Origin of the sequence: Pontivivens ytuae (assembly GCF_015679265.1) — a bacterium.
Lineage (GTDB): Bacteria > Pseudomonadota > Alphaproteobacteria > Rhodobacterales > Rhodobacteraceae > Pontivivens > Pontivivens ytuae.
In genome coordinates, this window is record NZ_CP064942.1 from 3,906,921 (window position 1) to 3,922,497 (window position 15,577).

A 15,577-nucleotide genomic window follows, 5' to 3' on the forward strand; every position below is an offset into this window, starting at 1 on the left:
GAAGGGCTGGCGCCACGCGCCTCAGATGGTTCAGACCAACGCAAACACGCGCGCCGGGCCGCCGGTGCCGCCTGCCCACTTCGGCGCGCCGATCACGATGGTCGCACCTGCGGCGGGGACCTCTTCCAGCCCGGCCAGGCACTCGATGCCGAAGCGGCCCGCGGGCAGCCAGGAGTAGTGCACCGCGAAGTCCGCGGAGTTCCCCGGATCGAGCGACAGCGTGTCCACGCCGATCGAGGCCGCTCCGGTCCCCAACAGCATGTCCGTCGCCTCCTTGTGGAAGCCGGGGAAGTGCATCACGCCGTCCGCGTCCGCATTCCGGAAGCCCTCGCCCCCGGCGCGCGCGGCCCAGCCGGACAGCATCGCGACGCACGCACCCTCCGGGATCTCGCCATGGGCGTCGATCCAGGCCTGCACATCGTCGGGCGTCACCATCGCGTCGGAGTCCGTCTCCACCTTCTCCCGGATGTCGATGCAGACGAGCGGCGCGACCAGCTCGCCCATCGCGAGCTCATCCACCGCGGTCCCGTCCGCCGAGAAGTGGAGCGGCGCGTCGATATGGGTCCCGGAATGCTCGGCGAGGCTGATCTGATTGAGGTTGTAGCCGTTCTCCGCGAAGTTCAGCACGAGGTCCATCGCGATCCCCGGATCGCCGCCATAGGTCGGAAACGATGGCGACAGGGTATGAGTGAGGTCCACGACCCGCCTCGCCCCCTGCGCGAGGCTCGGCGTCGCCGCGACAGTCCCGACGGCCACGCTCGCCGCAGCCCCCCGGAACAGGTCGCGCCGCGACAGCATCCGGGCCTTCACGCTCTCGATCACGCAGATATCGCACATCGTCTCGCCTCCCTCTGGTTCACCGTCAGCAGACTAGCACGGCTCAGAGATCGCCCATCACCTTGCCGTTGAAGCCGAAGACCCGCCGCGCGCCGCCATAGGGCACGAGTTGCACCTCCCGGCTCTGTCCCGGCTCGAAGCGCACCGCGGTGCCCGCCGCGATGTCGAGGCGCAGGCCCCGCGCCGCCTCCCGGTCGAAGTCGAGCGCCGGGTTCGTCTCCGCGAAATGGTAGTGGGAGCCGACCTGCACCGGCCGGTCGCCGGTATTGGCGACGGTCAGCACCACGGCCTCGGCCCCGGCATTGAGCTCGATCTCACCGGGCGCGGCCATCACCTCGCCGGGGATCATCGCCAGACCCAGGCGAGCGCCCCGATCGCCACCACCATCACGACGGCGGCCACCAGGCCGTCCACGCCGTGCGGATGCACATGCGCGCCCCCATGCGCCATCGCCGCCCCCGGCATCGCCGCCAGCCCCACCAGTACTCTCATTGCCCCACTCCTTCTTCTTGCTCCAAATATCCCCGCCGGAGGCCGGCACTACCGGATCGGCGCGTGCACCGTCACGAGCTTCGTGCCGTCCGGAAAGGTCGCCTCGACCTGCACGTCGTGGATCATCTCGGGCACGCCCTCCATGCACATCTCCCGCGTGACTACGCCCGCGCCTGCCTCCATCAGATCCGCCACCGAGCGGCCGTCGCGCGCGCCCTCCACCACGAAGTCGGTGATCAGCGCGATCGCCTCGGGGTGGTTGAGCTTCACGCCCCGCTCCAGTCGGCCCCGCGCGACCATGGCCGCGAGGCTGACGAGCAGCTTGTCCTTCTCTCGGGGGGTCAGGTTCATCAGTCCTCACATGTGCCAGACGCGCGGCAGGGGCAGGCCCCGGAACCGCGTCAGGAAGTCGATGAGCGCGGCCTTCAGCGGCCGGTTGTCCGGCGCGTGGAAGCGGCAGACAAGCTGGCCGTTCCAGGCCGAGGCGCCGCAGATCACGCCCTCGGGCAGCATCGCGCGCGCGGCGTTTAGCCGGTCATGGGCGTCGGGTGCCGAGTAGATCAGGGTCGCGACCGCGCGGATGCCGCCGAGCGTGGCGGAGCCGTTCAGCGCCTCCTCCAGATCGCCGCTCAGCCGCAGCGCCTCGGCCTGCACCAGCACGCCATCGCGGCGGATGCGCCAGTTGTCGGTGAAATGCGCGTGGGTCAGAACCTCGCCCATCGCGGCCCGGCCGAGCACGATGGTCTCCACCGCCAGGAAAGCGGCGTCACCCGCGAGGTCCACCTCGATCCGCCGGTCGACGGAGCAGCGGTCGAAGAGGATCGTCTCCATCGGCAGCCAGTCGAGCTGCGCGCCGGCGCCCGCGCTCAGCCGCGTCTCGATCCGCCCGCGCCCGCCGCTCGCCGCATAGAGCCGCTCCGCCGCCTGCGTGGTGCCGACGCCGTGACCGCTCTCCACATTCAACGTCCAGGAAAACCGGTCGCCGCCGGTCACGCCGCCACAGGTGTTGACGAAGACCGCCTCGGCGGGTCGGTCATGCACCCGGGGCAGCATCGCCTTGCCGGAGCCCTGCTGCCGCAACCCGGCGAGTTGACCGTCCACGAACCGCACCGACGCCTGCCCACGGGCCCGCTGATGAGCGGTGGGAGCGGTCGAGAGGTCGCGCGAGTGCTGCATGGTCTGAGCCTAGGACACGGTGCCGCACGATCTCAACGGGTTAGCGCAGCGTCCGGCACGCTCGGCGCGTTTTTGCCTAACTGAGACGCAGAAATCCCGGTTCCGCACGAAAATCAGGCAACCGCATCCTCGAGCACCCGGTTGCGGAAGGCCGACGGGCTCTCGCCCACCCGCTCGCGGAACGCCCGGTTGAACGGCGCCAGCGAGTTGTAGCCGAGCGCGAAGGCATGGCTGATGATCTGCGCCCGCGCCTGGCTGGGATCGGCGAGGCGCCGCTTCGCCTCCTCCACCCGGTGGTCGTTGAGGAACGCTGCGAAGTTGCGATAGCCCAGCCCCTGGTTGATGAGGCGGCGCAACCGATGCTCCGGCATCTCCAGGCGCTGGGCGAGCGCGCCGATGGTCAGCCCCGGCTCGAAGCAGACCCCCTCGGCCACCGCGCGCGTCAGTTGGTCGAGCTCCAGCCGGTCGGCGGCGGGCAGCGGCGGCGTGCGGCGCGGCTCCTCCGGATCGGGGCTCGCGATGAGCCCCTCCTCCATCCGCGTCAGCCACACGGCGAAAAGGAAGCTCAACAGAGCGAATTTCGACGCCTCGAACAGATCCACCCACGGCCCCGGCTCCGTCAGCACCGTGTTCATCAGCGTCGAGGAGATCACCATCGCCGGCACCAGGAAGGCGAGCGCCATCCGCAGCCGCCGCCGCAAATCCACCAGATCGCCGTCCAAGTCCCGCAGCCCCAGCACCATCACGTGGAGCATCAGGACGACGACGAGCAGCGCACACAGCCCCTCCGTCCCAGGAATCAGCGTGAGCGTCAGCATCAGGACGCCGGGCGCGAAGTGCCAGTTCTGCAGCCTGAACCGGTCGTCGAACATCGCCATCGCCATGACCCAGAACGCCACGGTATCGAGCCGCCCGGCCAGATGCGCAAGCCCCGCCCAGCTCAGCGTGTCGAGCCCATAGCCCGAGGGCGTCGCCACCATGCCCAGCGTGTGCAGCGTCGCGAACGCGCAGAACAGGAAGCCCGCGGTGTCGACCACTGTCCGGCAGCCCATCAATGCGAAGCGCACCGCGAGAAACAGCGTCAGCGCCGCACCGCCACCGCGCACCAGCAAGGCGATCGTTTCGAGTTCACCGGCTTCCATTCTTCGCACCTCCCGCACGCCGCACCCCATCCATTTGGGGGAACGCCGCGTCAAATGCCCGTCGATTCCGAAAATAGCAGATCGTTTTCTTCCAATCCCACCCGGATTTCGAGATCGCGCGGTGTCGTGAACACGCCTTTCCCACCTCCGCTGCATCGCATCATCGACACGAAGGAGACCTCGAATGGTCCGCACGATCGCAGCCCTCGCCCTCGCCACCCTGCTCGCCGCCTGCGCCATGCCCGACAGCGCGTCGATGGCGCCGACCGAGGGCACGAACCCCAACGCCTCGGGCCTGACGACGCTCGCCCCGGGCTTCTGAGACCCGCCCGCGGATCGGTTCCGGAAAGGGTCGCGCGATTTCGAAACGGCACGAGGTTCTTCGAAATCGCGCAGACCGCCTCCGCCCATCCGCGGCATCCAGACGAGGCAGACCGACCCATCGTCCAAAAACACGAGAGGAGACCGAAGATGACCCGTCCGCTGATCGCCATCCTGCTGCTGACCGTCCTTGCCGCCTGCGCGGGCGGGGAGCCGACCATGAGCTTCGCGCCCACCACCGGCAAACTCGGCACTGCACCGCAGGTCCAGTCCATCACCACGCTTCTGCCCGTCCAGCCCTGATCCGTGACGGCGCTGAGGCGGCGCGGCCCTTGACGCCCGCGCCGCCCTCGCCTAGCAGGATGAGGCTGGAACGCGGGTGTAGCTCAGTTGGTAGAGCATCAGCTTCCCAAGCTGAGGGTCGCCGGTTCGAACCCGGTCGCCCGCTCCAGCGAGATCTCTGACAGACCATGTTGCTTTACATGTCCTTTGTCCGCGCCCCTGCCCGAACCGAGACGGACCGCATCGCGGCGCTGTGGCACGAGGGCTGGCACGACGCCCATGCCGATGTCGTCCCGGCGGAGCTCGTGGCCCTTCGCACACGCGACAGCTTTGCCCCACGGCTCGACACGCTCTGGCCCGGCCTGCGGGTCAGCGGCGCGGCCGAGGCGCCGACAGGCCTCTGCATCATCAAGGGCGACGAACTCAACCAGCTCTTCGTCAGCCGCGCCGCCCGCGGAACCGGCATCGCCCGCGCGCTCCTCGACGACGGGGAGCAGCGCCTGCGCGCCGCCGGGGTGCGCACCGCCTGGCTCGCCTGCGCCATCGGCAATGCCCGCGCCGCGCGGTTCTACGAGAAATCGGGCTGGACCCTCAGAGGCCGGTCCCTCGTCGACCTCTCCGCATCCGACTACGCCTTCCCGCTCGAGGTCCTGCGCTACGAGAAGCGGCTCGCCTGAGCCTTCATCTTTCCCGAAATACGCAAGCCCGGCCTCACACCTTGTGCCACAGCCGCTCCGGCGCGCGCTGCATTGCCCAGGCGACAAAGCGCCAGCGCTTAGTCACCGTGACCCGGCTGCGCCTGGCCTGCATCCCCGCCCAGATCTGGTCCACCGCCTTCTCGACCGGTTGCAGCCAGAAGACCTTGCCCTGCACGATCGCCGTATCGACGAAGCCCGGCTGCACGTCCGTCACCGTGATCGGCAGCCCCTTTCGTGCAACCCGCTTGCGCAGGCCCTGCGCGTAGCTCGCCTGGTAGGCTTTCGAGGCATTGTAGGCCGGTGCCGCCCCGTCCCCGCGCCGCGACGCGATCGAGGAGATGATGACGAGGTGCCCGGCTCCCGCCCCCTCGAAATGCCGGATCGCGGCGAGCGCCATGTGGGTGAAGCCCACCACGTTGACGTCGATGGTCTCGAGCTCCGGCCCGGTCTCCAGCGCCTTGTTGAGGCGCCCGATGCCGGAGGAGACGACGATCATGTCCGCCCCGCCCATCCGTTCGATGAGCGCGGCGAGCCCCGCCTCGGCGGCCACCGGATCGGTCACGTCCATCCGCTCGGCAAAGACCCGGTCGGGCGCGGTCGCGGCCATCGCCTCGAGCAGCTCGATCCGGCGCCCGGTGACGCCGACCTGCCAGCCCTCGGCCAGCATCTTCTTCGCCAGTCCCTCGCCGATGCCGCTCGTCGCCCCGATGATGATCGCCCGCATGCATGCCTCCCCTCTTCGTTGGCCGGAGCGTGGCGGAGAGCCGGTCCCGCGGCAAGCGGGCCGCGACGTCAGACCGTCCCATGACACCGGAGGCCCCCATCCGCCGGTCGGGCTTTGCCCGTGACCGGGCGAAATCGAAAGCCTCTTCGTCCGACCAAAGACAAACCGCGTGACGTGCCGGTCCGCCCGATGCACTCTCGCGCGGACCGATGGAGGCTCCGATGACCACCGCCCCCGCAACGATGCGCCGCGACACCCTGCTCGCCTGGGGCGCCGTCGCCGTCACGCTCACGATCTGGGCAAGCTATCTCATCGTTACCCGCGCGGCGGCCGCCGCACAGCTCGGGCCGGTGGACGTCGGCATCCTTCGCTTCCTGCCCGCGGCGCTGCTCTTCGCCCCGATCTGGCTGCGCCGCTCCCCGATCCCGCCCTTCGCCACCTGGCGCGAGGTCGTCACGGTGGCACTGACGGGAGGTTTCGCCTTCGTCTTCCTGCTGAGCTGGGGGCTGCAATATGCGCCGGTCGCCGATTCGGGTGTCTTCGCCCCCTCGATGCTGCCGCTCTACGTCGCGCTCCTCAGCTTCTTCGTGCTGGGCGAGCGCTTCTCCCGCCTCCGCGTCATCGGCTTTGCCCTGATCCTGGCCGGAGCGCTCGGTGTCGGCGGGTGGGAGGCGCTGACGAATGCCGCCTCCGGAAGCTGGCGCGGGCACCTGCTGATCTCGGCCGCCGCGTTCCTCTGGGCCTGCTACACCATTGCCTATCGCCGCAGCGGGATCGCGCCGCTGGATGCGGCCGCCATGATCTGCTTCTGGTCGGCATTGGCGTTCATCGCGATGTCCTTCGTCATGCCACTGGGGCTCACGACGGCGCCGCCGGACGTATTGGCACTCCAGATCGTCATGCAGGGGGTGCTGTCCGGCTTCGTCTCGACCTTCACCTACGGCTATGCGCTGTCGAAGCTCGCCCCGAGCCGGGTCGCGGCCTGCGCGGCGTTGGTGCCGGTCATGGCTGCGATCGGCGGCTGGCTCTTCCTCGGCGAGCCCGTCGGCATCGTGAAGTCCATCGGCATCGCAATCGTCGCCACCGGCGTTCTGCTCGCCTCCGGCGCCATCGCGGGTCGCGCGCCCTGGATGCCGGGTCGGATGGGCTGATCGGGCTTCTCGGAAATCATCCAGTAGACGATTTCGCCCGATCACGAGCGGGACGGTTCCTCGGGTTGAAACCGCCCCGGACCTGATCCGGGGTCTTTCGCTGCGGGGCGCTTCATATCGGAGCGGTCCCGGCTCTGCGGCCGGGACGGTATCGCACTACCGCGCAGCCAACTCCTCCACCAGCAGGCCCCGGACCACGTCCATGTCGACATCCCGCGCGACGAACGCCTCACCGATCGCGCGTGCGAGGATGAAGGTGATGCGCCCGGCCTGCACCTTCTTATCCTGCGCCATCAGCTCCAGCAGCCCGTCCGCATCGGGCAGCGCGCCCGGCACATCCGCCAGCGACGACTTCATGCCCATCGTGCGCAGATGCAGCGCTAGGCGCCCCGGCAGCTCCTGCGCGCAGAGCCCCAGCCGGGCCGAGAGCTGGAAGGCCAGAAGGCAGCCCACCGCCACCCCCTCGCCGTGGAGCAGCCGGTCCGAGTAACCCGTCGCGGCCTCCAGCGCGTGCCCGAAGGTGTGGCCCAGGTTGAGGAGCGCCCGATCCCCGCGCTCCGTCTCGTCGCGCGCCACGATCTCCGCTTTCATCTCGCAGGACCGGCGCACCGCCCGCGCCCGCGCCGCGACATCTCCGGCGGCGAGGCCCGGCCCCTGCGTCTCCAGCCATTCGAAGAAGGCGGCGTCGCCCAGCAGCCCGTACTTCACCACCTCGCCATAGCCTGCGAGGAAATCGCGCTTCGGCAAGGTCCCCAGCAGATCCGTATCTGCGAGCACCAGCCGCGGCTGGTGAAACGCCCCAATGAGGTTCTTGCCGCGCACCGAGTTGATGCCAGTCTTGCCACCCACCGCCGAATCCACCTGGGCGAGCAGCGTTGTCGGCACCTGAACGAAGCCGACGCCCCGCCGCAGGATCGCGGCCGCGAAGCCGCCGAGATCGCCGATCACCCCGCCGCCGAAGGCTACGACGAGATCATCACGCTCCACCTTCTGCGCCAGAAGCCATTCCACCGCGCGCTCCAGCCCGGCCCAGCCCTTCGTCGCCTCGCCGGGCGGCAGCGCCAGCGAGACCTGCTCGATGCCGGCCCGCGCGAGGCTCGCCTCCAACGCTTCCAGATGCAGGCCCGCGACCCGCTGTTCGGTCAGCACCGCTACGCGCGGACGCTTCAGAAGCGGTGCGATCCGCTCGCCCGCTTCGGCCAGAAGGCCCGGTCCGATCTCGATATCGTAGCTGCGCGCGCCGAGCCCCACCTCGACCGTTTCGCGGATCATTGCCCCTCCTCCAGTTGCTCCAGCCCCTCCAAGATGCGCCGGACCATCTCGTCATGGGCCATCCCGGACCGCGACTGCACCGTCAGATCGGCCTCGGCATAGACCGGATAACGCTGCTCCGCCAGTTGCGTGAGCACGGCGTGCACATCCTTGCCGTGCAGCAGGGGCCGCCCCGGCTTGTCCTTCACCCGGCCGGCGAGCGTCGCGACGGTCGCCTTCAGCCAGACGGACGTCGCCCCCTCCCGGACCAGCGCGCGGGTCTCGGCATCCATCCAGGCCCCGCCGCCTGTGGCAATGACGGACGGTGGCCCGGCGAGCAGCCGTGCGATCACCCGGCGCTCACCGTCGCGAAAGGCGGGCTCGCCCAGGGTCTCGAAGATCTGCGGGATGCTCTGGCCCGCCGCCTCCTCGATCTCCGCATCGCTGTCCACGAAAGGCAGGCCGAGCCGTGCGGCGAGCCTGCGGCCGACGCTCGTCTTGCCGGCCCCCATCAGCCCGATCAGGACGATGGAGCGCGCCGGCGCCGTGTCGTCCTGATCTCCTGTCATCGCCGGTTCGCCTCGCCTTGCCTGATGCGCCGGGCTTCCGGCGCTGGACCGCCCGGCCCCTTTGCCTTAGCATCTGGCAAAAAGCTGTTGAGCAGGCAAGGGCTTTCCCGACCCTGGGAAGTGGGGGCAGATGGGGCGTTTTCTCGCTTATCTCTTCGTTTTCGCGTTGCTGGTGGGCGCGGGCTTCGCCGTTTACGCGATCATCGTACCGCCCGAGGCGCCGCGCGCTCCGGTCGAGATCGATATCGACCTGCAGGCCGGCGGATAGGCCCATGCGCCTCAGCGCCCCGATCCTCGCCCTGGCACTCGCCGGTGCGGTGCCTCTGATGGCCGAGGAGGCGGAGCCTGTCGAGCTGCCGCGCAGCGCCATCGAGTGGCTGCGCCTGCCCCATGCATCGGTGGAGGTCGAGGAGCCGGTCCCGGTCCGCCCGTCCCGCTCGGTCGAGACGCAGCCGCTGCCGACGCTGGAGCCCGATGCGCTCGGCCTTCTGCCCAGCCGGGCAACGGGTTTTCCGACCGATCTCTGGGGTCTCTCCACCGCGCCGCGCATCGTGCAGCGGATCGAGGCGGTGCGCGCCACCGGCGTGCCGTCTGCGCGCACGCTCTACCACCGGATCCTCCTTGCCCAGGCCCGCCCGCCGCGCGGCTCCCCCGGACAGGTGCTCACTGCCCGCGTCGAGGGGCTGGTGAAGACCGGCGCGCTCGAAGCGGCGGAGGCGATGCTGAGCCGCGCCCCCCGTCCCGACGCCACCACCGCCCGCCTTGCGCTTGAGCTCGGCGCGCTTACTAATCGCGGGGACGAGGCCTGCGCTCTGATCGAGCAGTTTCCGGAATTCGCGCCCGACCTCTCCTGGCGCGTCTGGTGCTCCGCCCGCGACGGGCGCTGGGTCGATGCGGCCCTGACGCTGGAGACGGGGCTCGTCCTCGGCGCCATCGACCCCGTGCGCGCCGATCACCTGAGCTGGTTCCTCGATCCGGAGTTCTTCGACCTCTCCGAAGAGCTCCCCCTGCCCGAGCCGATGACCGCTCTCGACTTCACGTTGCGCGAGGCGATTGGCCTGCCGCGCCCGCCGGGTGATCTGCCGCTCGCCTGGCTCTACGCCGATGTGGAGGGGCAGCGCACCCACCGCGCCAGGATCGCGGCGGCCGAGGCACTGGTCCGCCGCGGCGACCTGCCCCCGCCGGTGCTCTTCGCCGCCTATAGGCAGGAGCGGCCTGCGGCCTCCGGCGGGATCTGGGGGCGCGCGGGTGCCGTGCGCGATCTCGACGCCGCCCTGATGGAGGATGACGGCATCCTCGCCGCTGTCCGTGCCGCCGACGAAGCTCTCGCCCCCCTCGGCCTGCGCACAGCACTGGCCCACGAATACGGCGCGGCGCTGGCGGAGATCCCGGCCGAGGCGCCCGATCCTACCGTCGCGGCATGGCTCCTCCTCGACGAGCGGCCCGACGCCGCCCGCGCCTGGCTGCCGCCGGTGCCCGGCCCCACCGCCCGCGTCGCCCTCGCCCTGATGGACCCCACCGCCGAGCCCCTCGCCCTGCCCGTCCCGCGCACGGATCAGGAAAGCCGCGCGCTCGCCATCCACGACGCCCTGCTCGGCCCCGCGACCACCCTGCCCGCCGTCGCGCAAGGCCGCCTCGGCGAGGCGCTGCTCATCGCCCTCGCTACTCTCGACGCAGGGACGGAGATCGAGGCGCAGGACCTTGGCGAAGCCCTCTCCACCCTGCGCGCCGCCGGGCAACTCAACATCGCCCGGCGCATCGCGCTCGAAACCCTGTTCCAGGACGCGCTGCCATGAGCGTCACCGGCACCGCCGAGCGCTGGTTGCCGGCCTTCCTCGATGCGCTCCGGGCCGAGCGCGACGCCTCCGACAACACGCTCGCCGCCTATGCCCGCGACATCGGCCTCTTCATCGAGCATATGGGCCACCGCCCCGCCGCCGAGGCCACCCGCGCTGATATCGAAGCCTGGATCGCCGCGCTGGAGGCCGAGGGCCTCGCCACCACCACCCGCGCCCGGCGGCTCTCTGCCATCCGTCAGTTCTTCCGCTTCGCCCAAGCCGAGGGCTGGCGGGAGGACGACCCGGCGGCCCTGATCCGCGGTCCGACGAAGCCCCGCACCCTGCCCGGAACCCTGACGCTGGGCGAGGTCGACCGCCTGCTCGCGGCTGCCCGCACCCACGGCCGGACCGAGGCCGAGCGGCTGCGCAACACAGCACTCCTCGAAATGCTCTACGCCACCGGCCTGCGCGTGACGGAACTCGTCTCGCTCCCCGTCGCCGCGGTCCGGGGCCGCCCGCGCATGATCCTCGTCAAGGGCAAGGGCGGCCGCGACCGCATGGTGCCGCTGTCCGAGGACGCGCAGGACGCGCTGACCGCCTGGCTCGAGGCCCGCGACGCCGCCGAAGACGCCCGCCCCCGCGGAACGCCGCCCTCGCGCTTCCTGTTTCCCTCACGGTCGAAGGCCGGGCACCTCACCCGCGTCAGCTTCTTCCTAATGCTCAAGCAGATCGCGGTGGAGGCGGGCCTGAGCCCCGGGAAGATCAGCCCTCACAAGCTCCGCCACGCCTTCGCCACGCACCTGCTGCAAGGCGGCGCCGACCTGCGCGCCATCCAGATGCTCTTGGGCCACGCCGACATCTCTACGACGGAGATCTACACGCACGTCCTTGACGAGCGGCTGAAGGAACTGGTGTTGGAGAAGCATCCGCTGGCTTGAAAGGCGCGTAATGGTGAAGCGACATGATGGATGGGAGACGATCCGCTACGAGATCGTTCCGGGCCGCGACGACGTGAACGACGTGGTGTCCGAGATCGTGAACGAAGCCTGGCACGTCCACCGGCATCACCCAGAAAGCTGGAAACGCGACGGCGACTTCAAAGACCGCGCCGCGGCTCGCATTGGCGTCCTTCTTGAAGACGACTCCAGCCTCCGGGCCTCGATGCTGGCGCAAAAGGACCGCGTTCTCTCCATGCTCGTCTACCGCGCCGCGGAATTGAAGGAAGCGGGTGTCGATCTGCGCGACGCAACAGGAGCAGAAATCCATCCGGCTGCTGAAACATGATGACACCTTCTCGGAGGATACCGCCGGATTTTCAGAAGCATCTGAACGGCTGGAGCCCACCCATCACGCCCGAAGCGTATGTAGAAGTGCTGGGCGATTACTGGCTCACCGTCGGATACGCGGAGATCTTCTGGCCCGACTTCCAACTGATCGACGACCACATCCTGCGCCCCGGCATCACACGCGAAGCGATCGACATGTGGAAGGATCAACTCACCGACCGTGCCTCCATGGAAAACATGCTCAATCACTTTCATCTGGCACACATCCACTTCAACGCCTCTCTTGAAGGGCGGGTGACCGCTGACGCCTGCATTTATCTCGGCGAAGTTCTGGCCGAGGCGTACGCCGCCAAGCTCGCCCTGCAGTTTCCCGATCGACCATGCGAGGTGTCGTTCTTCCGACCCGACGACCGCGAAGACATTCACGAGTATCAAATCACGTTCTGGCAAAAGAACTGACCTCGGTTGCGTTCCGCCCGGCGGCACCGCCGGGCAGCGCCCGACCCTCCCCACGGGAGGGCGCTTTTGCGACGGATCAAGCGGTTCCACCCCTTCAGCTCACGCACAAAGAGCACGCAGAACCACCGCTCCAAGGCGCCCACCCAGGGTCGGGCGCTGCCCTCGCCGCACTGCCCGACCGTTGCGCCGCCGCCTCTGGTCCCTCCCCCCAACATCTGGTCTAATACGCTCCGGGCAGACACCATACTCGGGGAACAACCCTTGGCCGACGATCTCTTCAACGACGACGCGCAATCCTATGATGCCTCCGCCATCGAGGTGCTGGAGGGGCTGGAGCCCGTCCGCAAGCGCCCCGGAATGTACATCGGCGGTACTGACGAGCGGGCGCTGCACCACCTGGTGGCCGAAGTCCTCGACAACTCGATGGACGAGGCGGTGGCGGGCCATGCCTCCCGCATCGAGGTGGAGCTGCACGCCGATCACTCCGTCACCATCCGCGACAACGGCCGCGGCATTCCGATCGACCCGCATCCCCGCTTTCCGGACAAGTCGGCGCTGGAGGTGATCCTCTGCACCCTGCACGCGGGCGGCAAGTTCTCAGGCAAGGCCTACCAGACCTCCGGCGGCCTGCACGGCGTCGGCATCTCGGTGGTCAACGCCCTCTCCGACCATGTCCGCGTCGAGGTGGCCCGCAACCGCGAGCTCTTCGCACAGGAGTTCTCCCGCGGGCTGCCGCAAGGTCCGGTGGAGAAGATCGGCCCCGCCCCCAACCGCCGCGGCACCTCCGTCACCTTCCACCCGGATGCGGAGATCTTCGGCGCATCCGCCCGGCTGAAGCCCGCGCGCCTCCTCAAGATGGTCCGCTCCAAGGCCTACCTCTTCAGCGGCGTCGAGATCCGGTGGAAGACCGCCGTGCCCGCCGACGACGTGCCGGACGAGGCCACGTTCAAGTTCCCCGGCGGCCTCGCGGACTACCTCAAGGAAATCCTGGAAGGTGCTGCCACATATGCCGAAACCCCCTTCGCGGGCCGTGTCGATTTTCAGGAGCGGTTCAACCAGCCCGGCTCCGTCGAGTGGGCAATCAACTGGACGCCCGCGCGCGACGCCTTCACCTCGTCCTACTGCAACACCGTGCCCACGCCCGAGGGCGGCACGCACGTGGCGGGCTTCTGGGCCGCGCTGACCAAGGGCATCCGCGCCTACGGTGAGCTTGCCAACAACCGCAAGGCCGCGCAGATCACGCGGGAGGACGTGATGGCCGGTGCCTCCACCCTCCTCTCCGTCTTCATCGCCGAGCCGGAATTCGTGGGCCAGACCAAGGACCGGCTCGCCACCACCGAGGCGCAGCGCCTCGTGGAGACCGCCGTCCGCGACCGCTTCGACACCTGGCTCGCCGCCGATCCGAAATCCGCGGGCGCCATCCTCGACTACCTCGTGCTCAAGGCCGAGGAGCGCCTGCGCCGCAAGCAGGAGAAGGAGACGGCCCGCAAGTCCGCCACCAAGAAACTCCGCCTGCCCGGCAAGCTCGTCGACTGCTCCACCAACACCCGCGACGGGACGGAGATCTTCCTGGTCGAGGGCGATTCAGCGGGCGGCTCCGCCAAGATGGCGCGCAACCGCAAGACCCAGGCGCTGCTGCCCCTGCGCGGCAAGATCCTCAACGTGATGGGGGCCGCCTCCGCCAAGCTCTCCACCAACCAGGAGATCAGCGACCTGACGCAGGCGCTCGGCACCGGGTTGGGGACCAGGTTCAACCTCGACGACCTGCGCTACGACAAGGTCATCATCATGACCGACGCGGATGTGGACGGCGCGCATATCGCGGCCCTCCTCATGACCTTCTTCTTCACCCAGATGCGGCCCCTGATCGACGGCGGCCACCTCTACCTCGCCGCCCCGCCGCTCTACCGCCTCAAGCAGGGCGCGATCAGCGTCTACGCCCGCGACGATGCGGAGAAGGACGCCCTCTTGGAAAAGGGCCTCGGCGGCCGCGGCAAGATCGACATCTCCCGCTTCAAGGGCCTGGGCGAGATGGACGCGAAGGACCTCAAGGAGACCACGATGGACCCCGCCCGCCGCACGCTCATCAAGGTGACGGTGGATGAGGACGCCCCCGGAGAGACCGGCGGCCTGGTCGAGCGCCTGATGGGCAAGAAGCCAGAATTGCGCTTCCAGTACATCCAGGAGAACGCTAGGTTCGTGGAGGATGTGGATGTTTGACCGGGTTGTTGCCGCCGAAAAAAACCTTCAGAGACAGATTGATTTCGTTGCCCGCGCAGATCATAAACTTGAGATAGCGCTTGGTGCACTTATTGTAATTGGAAGCGCGCTCTTCTTTGCTATAAAAAATATTTGGAGCGCAAGCTCATTTATTCCACCAGTTTTGTTATTTAGTACGTTCTGCTTGATTGTATCTATCTTGCTGTGGCTTTCGGCATACAATCCAAGACTAGCGGGCGCCAAGGGGTCTTTAATTTTCTTTGACCACATCGCTGGTCTGAGCCGTACTGAATTCATCAAAAACTGGAAGATGCTGACAGAGGAAAATTACGAAGAAGATCTTTTAAATCAGATTTTTGTTAATTCGCAGATTGCAAGGATTAGGTATAAACTGCTACGTCGTATTTTACTCTGGGGCATCGTATCGGCAGCCACACTTCTAGTGGGTTTTTCAATATCATTCTGGTGAAAAATGACCATCGACTATGATGCTCGCGTACGAGCAATTATATCTCAGAGTTGGGATAATCGAGAGATCAAAGATATGCCTAACTCGCAGAGTGTTGCACTTGCGGGTGGTGCTGTTGATCTTGAAGCTGCGTATTTTTATGCTGACCTTGCTAATTCATCTAGAATGATCGAGTCGTATGATCGAAGAGTGGCTGCAAAACTTCTCAAATGCTTCCTAGATGCTTCAGTTAACTTGATCAAGGCTGAGGTAGGCAAAGTTGTAAGCTTTGACGGAGATCGCGTTCTTGGTGTTTTTGTTGGCAATGATGCCGCAACACGCGCCGCTCGCGCCGCTTTGAAGCTTAACTATGTTCAATCTGAAATAATAATTCCTCGATTCAATCAGCATTATGTAAGTGTACAGCGCTCAAGCTTAAAAATCAGCCACTGCGTCGGTATCGACTTTGGCCGAGTTTGGATCGTTCGCGCAGGTGCTCGCGGCCAGAATGATTTGGTCTCGATAGGTAAACCAGCGAACTTTGCTGCCAAACTGTCAGATGTACGCGCCGGTACTTATCGAACGTACATTAGCAACGAAGCTTATCTTCGCCTTGATGATGGAGTACGTTTTGGGGGAAATCCTAGAAGGAATATGTGGGAGGCTGCCCATGAAGAATACGTTGGCACACTACAACCCGTGTATCGCTCCACCTGGCGCTGGAAGCCATAACATACCTTGAC

The 15,577-nt window shown here is 67.4% G+C and carries 21 protein-coding genes and 1 tRNA gene; 13 read left to right on the plus strand and 9 right to left on the minus strand.

Annotated features, from left to right (window positions below; translation table 11 throughout):
• Positions 1-30: 30 nt before the first annotated feature.
• The 6 genes from I0K15_RS19485 to I0K15_RS19510 form a co-directional block, all read right to left on the minus strand.
• Positions 31-837 (minus strand): cyclase family protein, encoded by an 807-nt coding sequence (locus I0K15_RS19485; protein ID WP_196103135.1) that lies wholly within the window; start codon positions 835-837, stop codon positions 31-33.
• 43 nt (positions 838-880) lie between these two features.
• Complete coding sequence (locus I0K15_RS19490; protein WP_196103136.1) at positions 881-1,186, minus strand: urease subunit beta; 306 nt, start codon at positions 1,184-1,186, stop codon at positions 881-883.
• Positions 1,183-1,329, minus strand: coding sequence for a peptidase M23 (locus tag I0K15_RS19495; RefSeq protein WP_196103137.1), 147 nt, complete (start codon positions 1,327-1,329; stop codon positions 1,183-1,185). Before I0K15_RS19495 ends, I0K15_RS19490 begins: the two co-directional genes overlap by 4 nt.
• A gap of 48 nt (positions 1,330-1,377) precedes the next feature.
• Entirely contained in the window at positions 1,378-1,680 is a 303-nt protein-coding gene (locus I0K15_RS19500; RefSeq protein WP_196103138.1) for an urease subunit gamma, read from the minus strand.
• Between the two features lie 6 nt (positions 1,681-1,686).
• Complete coding sequence (locus I0K15_RS19505; RefSeq protein WP_196103139.1) at positions 1,687-2,505, minus strand: urease accessory protein UreD; 819 nt, start codon at positions 2,503-2,505, stop codon at positions 1,687-1,689.
• A 113-nt stretch (positions 2,506-2,618) separates the two neighbouring features.
• A complete protein-coding gene (locus tag I0K15_RS19510; RefSeq protein WP_196103140.1) occupies positions 2,619-3,647 on the minus strand; it encodes an AraC family transcriptional regulator in 1,029 nt (342 codons plus the stop codon).
• Positions 3,648-3,831: 184 nt separating this feature from the next.
• Between I0K15_RS19510 and I0K15_RS19515 the strand changes: the two genes are divergently transcribed.
• The 4 genes from I0K15_RS19515 to I0K15_RS19530 all read left to right on the plus strand — a co-directional run bounded on the left by I0K15_RS19515 (position 3,832) and on the right by I0K15_RS19530 (position 4,927).
• Entirely contained in the window at positions 3,832-3,969 is a 138-nt protein-coding gene (locus I0K15_RS19515) for a hypothetical protein (protein WP_196103141.1), read from the plus strand.
• A 149-nt stretch (positions 3,970-4,118) separates the two neighbouring features.
• A complete protein-coding gene (locus I0K15_RS19520; protein ID WP_196103142.1) occupies positions 4,119-4,271 on the plus strand; it encodes a hypothetical protein in 153 nt (50 codons plus the stop codon).
• 72 nt (positions 4,272-4,343) lie between these two features.
• Positions 4,344-4,419: transfer RNA gene (locus tag I0K15_RS19525), tRNA-Gly, on the plus strand.
• Positions 4,420-4,450: 31 nt separating this feature from the next.
• Entirely contained in the window at positions 4,451-4,927 is a 477-nt protein-coding gene (locus I0K15_RS19530; RefSeq protein ID WP_196103143.1) for a GNAT family N-acetyltransferase, read from the plus strand.
• A 34-nt stretch (positions 4,928-4,961) separates the two neighbouring features.
• Here I0K15_RS19530 and I0K15_RS19535 read toward each other — a convergent pair whose 3' ends face one another.
• A complete protein-coding gene (locus tag I0K15_RS19535) occupies positions 4,962-5,672 on the minus strand; it encodes an SDR family NAD(P)-dependent oxidoreductase (protein ID WP_196103144.1) in 711 nt (236 codons plus the stop codon).
• A 221-nt stretch (positions 5,673-5,893) separates the two neighbouring features.
• Between I0K15_RS19535 and I0K15_RS19540 the strand changes: the two genes are divergently transcribed.
• On the plus strand, positions 5,894-6,823 hold the full coding sequence (locus tag I0K15_RS19540; RefSeq protein ID WP_196103145.1) for a DMT family transporter: 930 nt from the start codon (positions 5,894-5,896) through the stop codon (positions 6,821-6,823).
• 156 nt (positions 6,824-6,979) lie between these two features.
• Here I0K15_RS19540 and aroB read toward each other — a convergent pair whose 3' ends face one another.
• Entirely contained in the window at positions 6,980-8,095 is a 1,116-nt protein-coding gene (gene aroB, locus I0K15_RS19545; RefSeq protein ID WP_196103146.1) for a 3-dehydroquinate synthase, read from the minus strand.
• Positions 8,092-8,643, minus strand: coding sequence for a shikimate kinase (locus I0K15_RS19550; protein ID WP_196103147.1), 552 nt, complete (start codon positions 8,641-8,643; stop codon positions 8,092-8,094). The genes aroB and I0K15_RS19550 overlap by 4 nt, the downstream gene beginning before the upstream one ends.
• A gap of 130 nt (positions 8,644-8,773) precedes the next feature.
• On the opposite strand from I0K15_RS19550, the gene I0K15_RS19555 reads away from it, so the two are divergent.
• The 8 genes from I0K15_RS19555 to I0K15_RS19590 all read left to right on the plus strand — a co-directional run bounded on the left by I0K15_RS19555 (position 8,774) and on the right by I0K15_RS19590 (position 15,566).
• The gene (locus I0K15_RS19555; RefSeq protein ID WP_196103148.1) at positions 8,774-8,911 is read left to right on the plus strand and encodes a hypothetical protein; all 138 of its coding nucleotides are present in this window, start codon (positions 8,774-8,776) and stop codon (positions 8,909-8,911) included.
• Positions 8,912-8,915: 4 nt separating this feature from the next.
• The gene (locus I0K15_RS19560; protein WP_196103149.1) at positions 8,916-10,439 is read left to right on the plus strand and encodes a hypothetical protein; all 1,524 of its coding nucleotides are present in this window, start codon (positions 8,916-8,918) and stop codon (positions 10,437-10,439) included.
• Positions 10,436-11,359 (plus strand): site-specific tyrosine recombinase XerD, encoded by a 924-nt coding sequence (locus I0K15_RS19565; protein ID WP_196103150.1) that lies wholly within the window; start codon positions 10,436-10,438, stop codon positions 11,357-11,359. Before I0K15_RS19560 ends, I0K15_RS19565 begins: the two co-directional genes overlap by 4 nt.
• Positions 11,360-11,372: 13 nt before the next feature.
• Positions 11,373-11,705 carry a hypothetical protein gene (locus tag I0K15_RS19570; protein ID WP_196103151.1) on the plus strand — a complete coding sequence of 111 codons (333 nt, stop codon included), beginning with the start codon at positions 11,373-11,375 and terminating at the stop codon, positions 11,703-11,705.
• Complete coding sequence (locus I0K15_RS19575; protein WP_196103152.1) at positions 11,702-12,166, plus strand: hypothetical protein; 465 nt, start codon at positions 11,702-11,704, stop codon at positions 12,164-12,166. The genes I0K15_RS19570 and I0K15_RS19575 overlap by 4 nt, the downstream gene beginning before the upstream one ends.
• A 261-nt stretch (positions 12,167-12,427) precedes the next feature.
• A complete protein-coding gene (parE, locus tag I0K15_RS19580) occupies positions 12,428-14,386 on the plus strand; it encodes a DNA topoisomerase IV subunit B (protein WP_196103153.1) in 1,959 nt (652 codons plus the stop codon).
• Positions 14,379-14,855 carry a Pycsar system effector family protein gene (locus I0K15_RS19585; protein WP_196103154.1) on the plus strand — a complete coding sequence of 159 codons (477 nt, stop codon included), beginning with the start codon at positions 14,379-14,381 and terminating at the stop codon, positions 14,853-14,855. The genes parE and I0K15_RS19585 overlap by 8 nt, the downstream gene beginning before the upstream one ends.
• Positions 14,856-14,858: 3 nt before the next feature.
• On the plus strand, positions 14,859-15,566 hold the full coding sequence (locus tag I0K15_RS19590) for an adenylate/guanylate cyclase domain-containing protein (RefSeq protein WP_196103155.1): 708 nt from the start codon (positions 14,859-14,861) through the stop codon (positions 15,564-15,566).
• Positions 15,567-15,577: the final 11 nt, after the last annotated feature.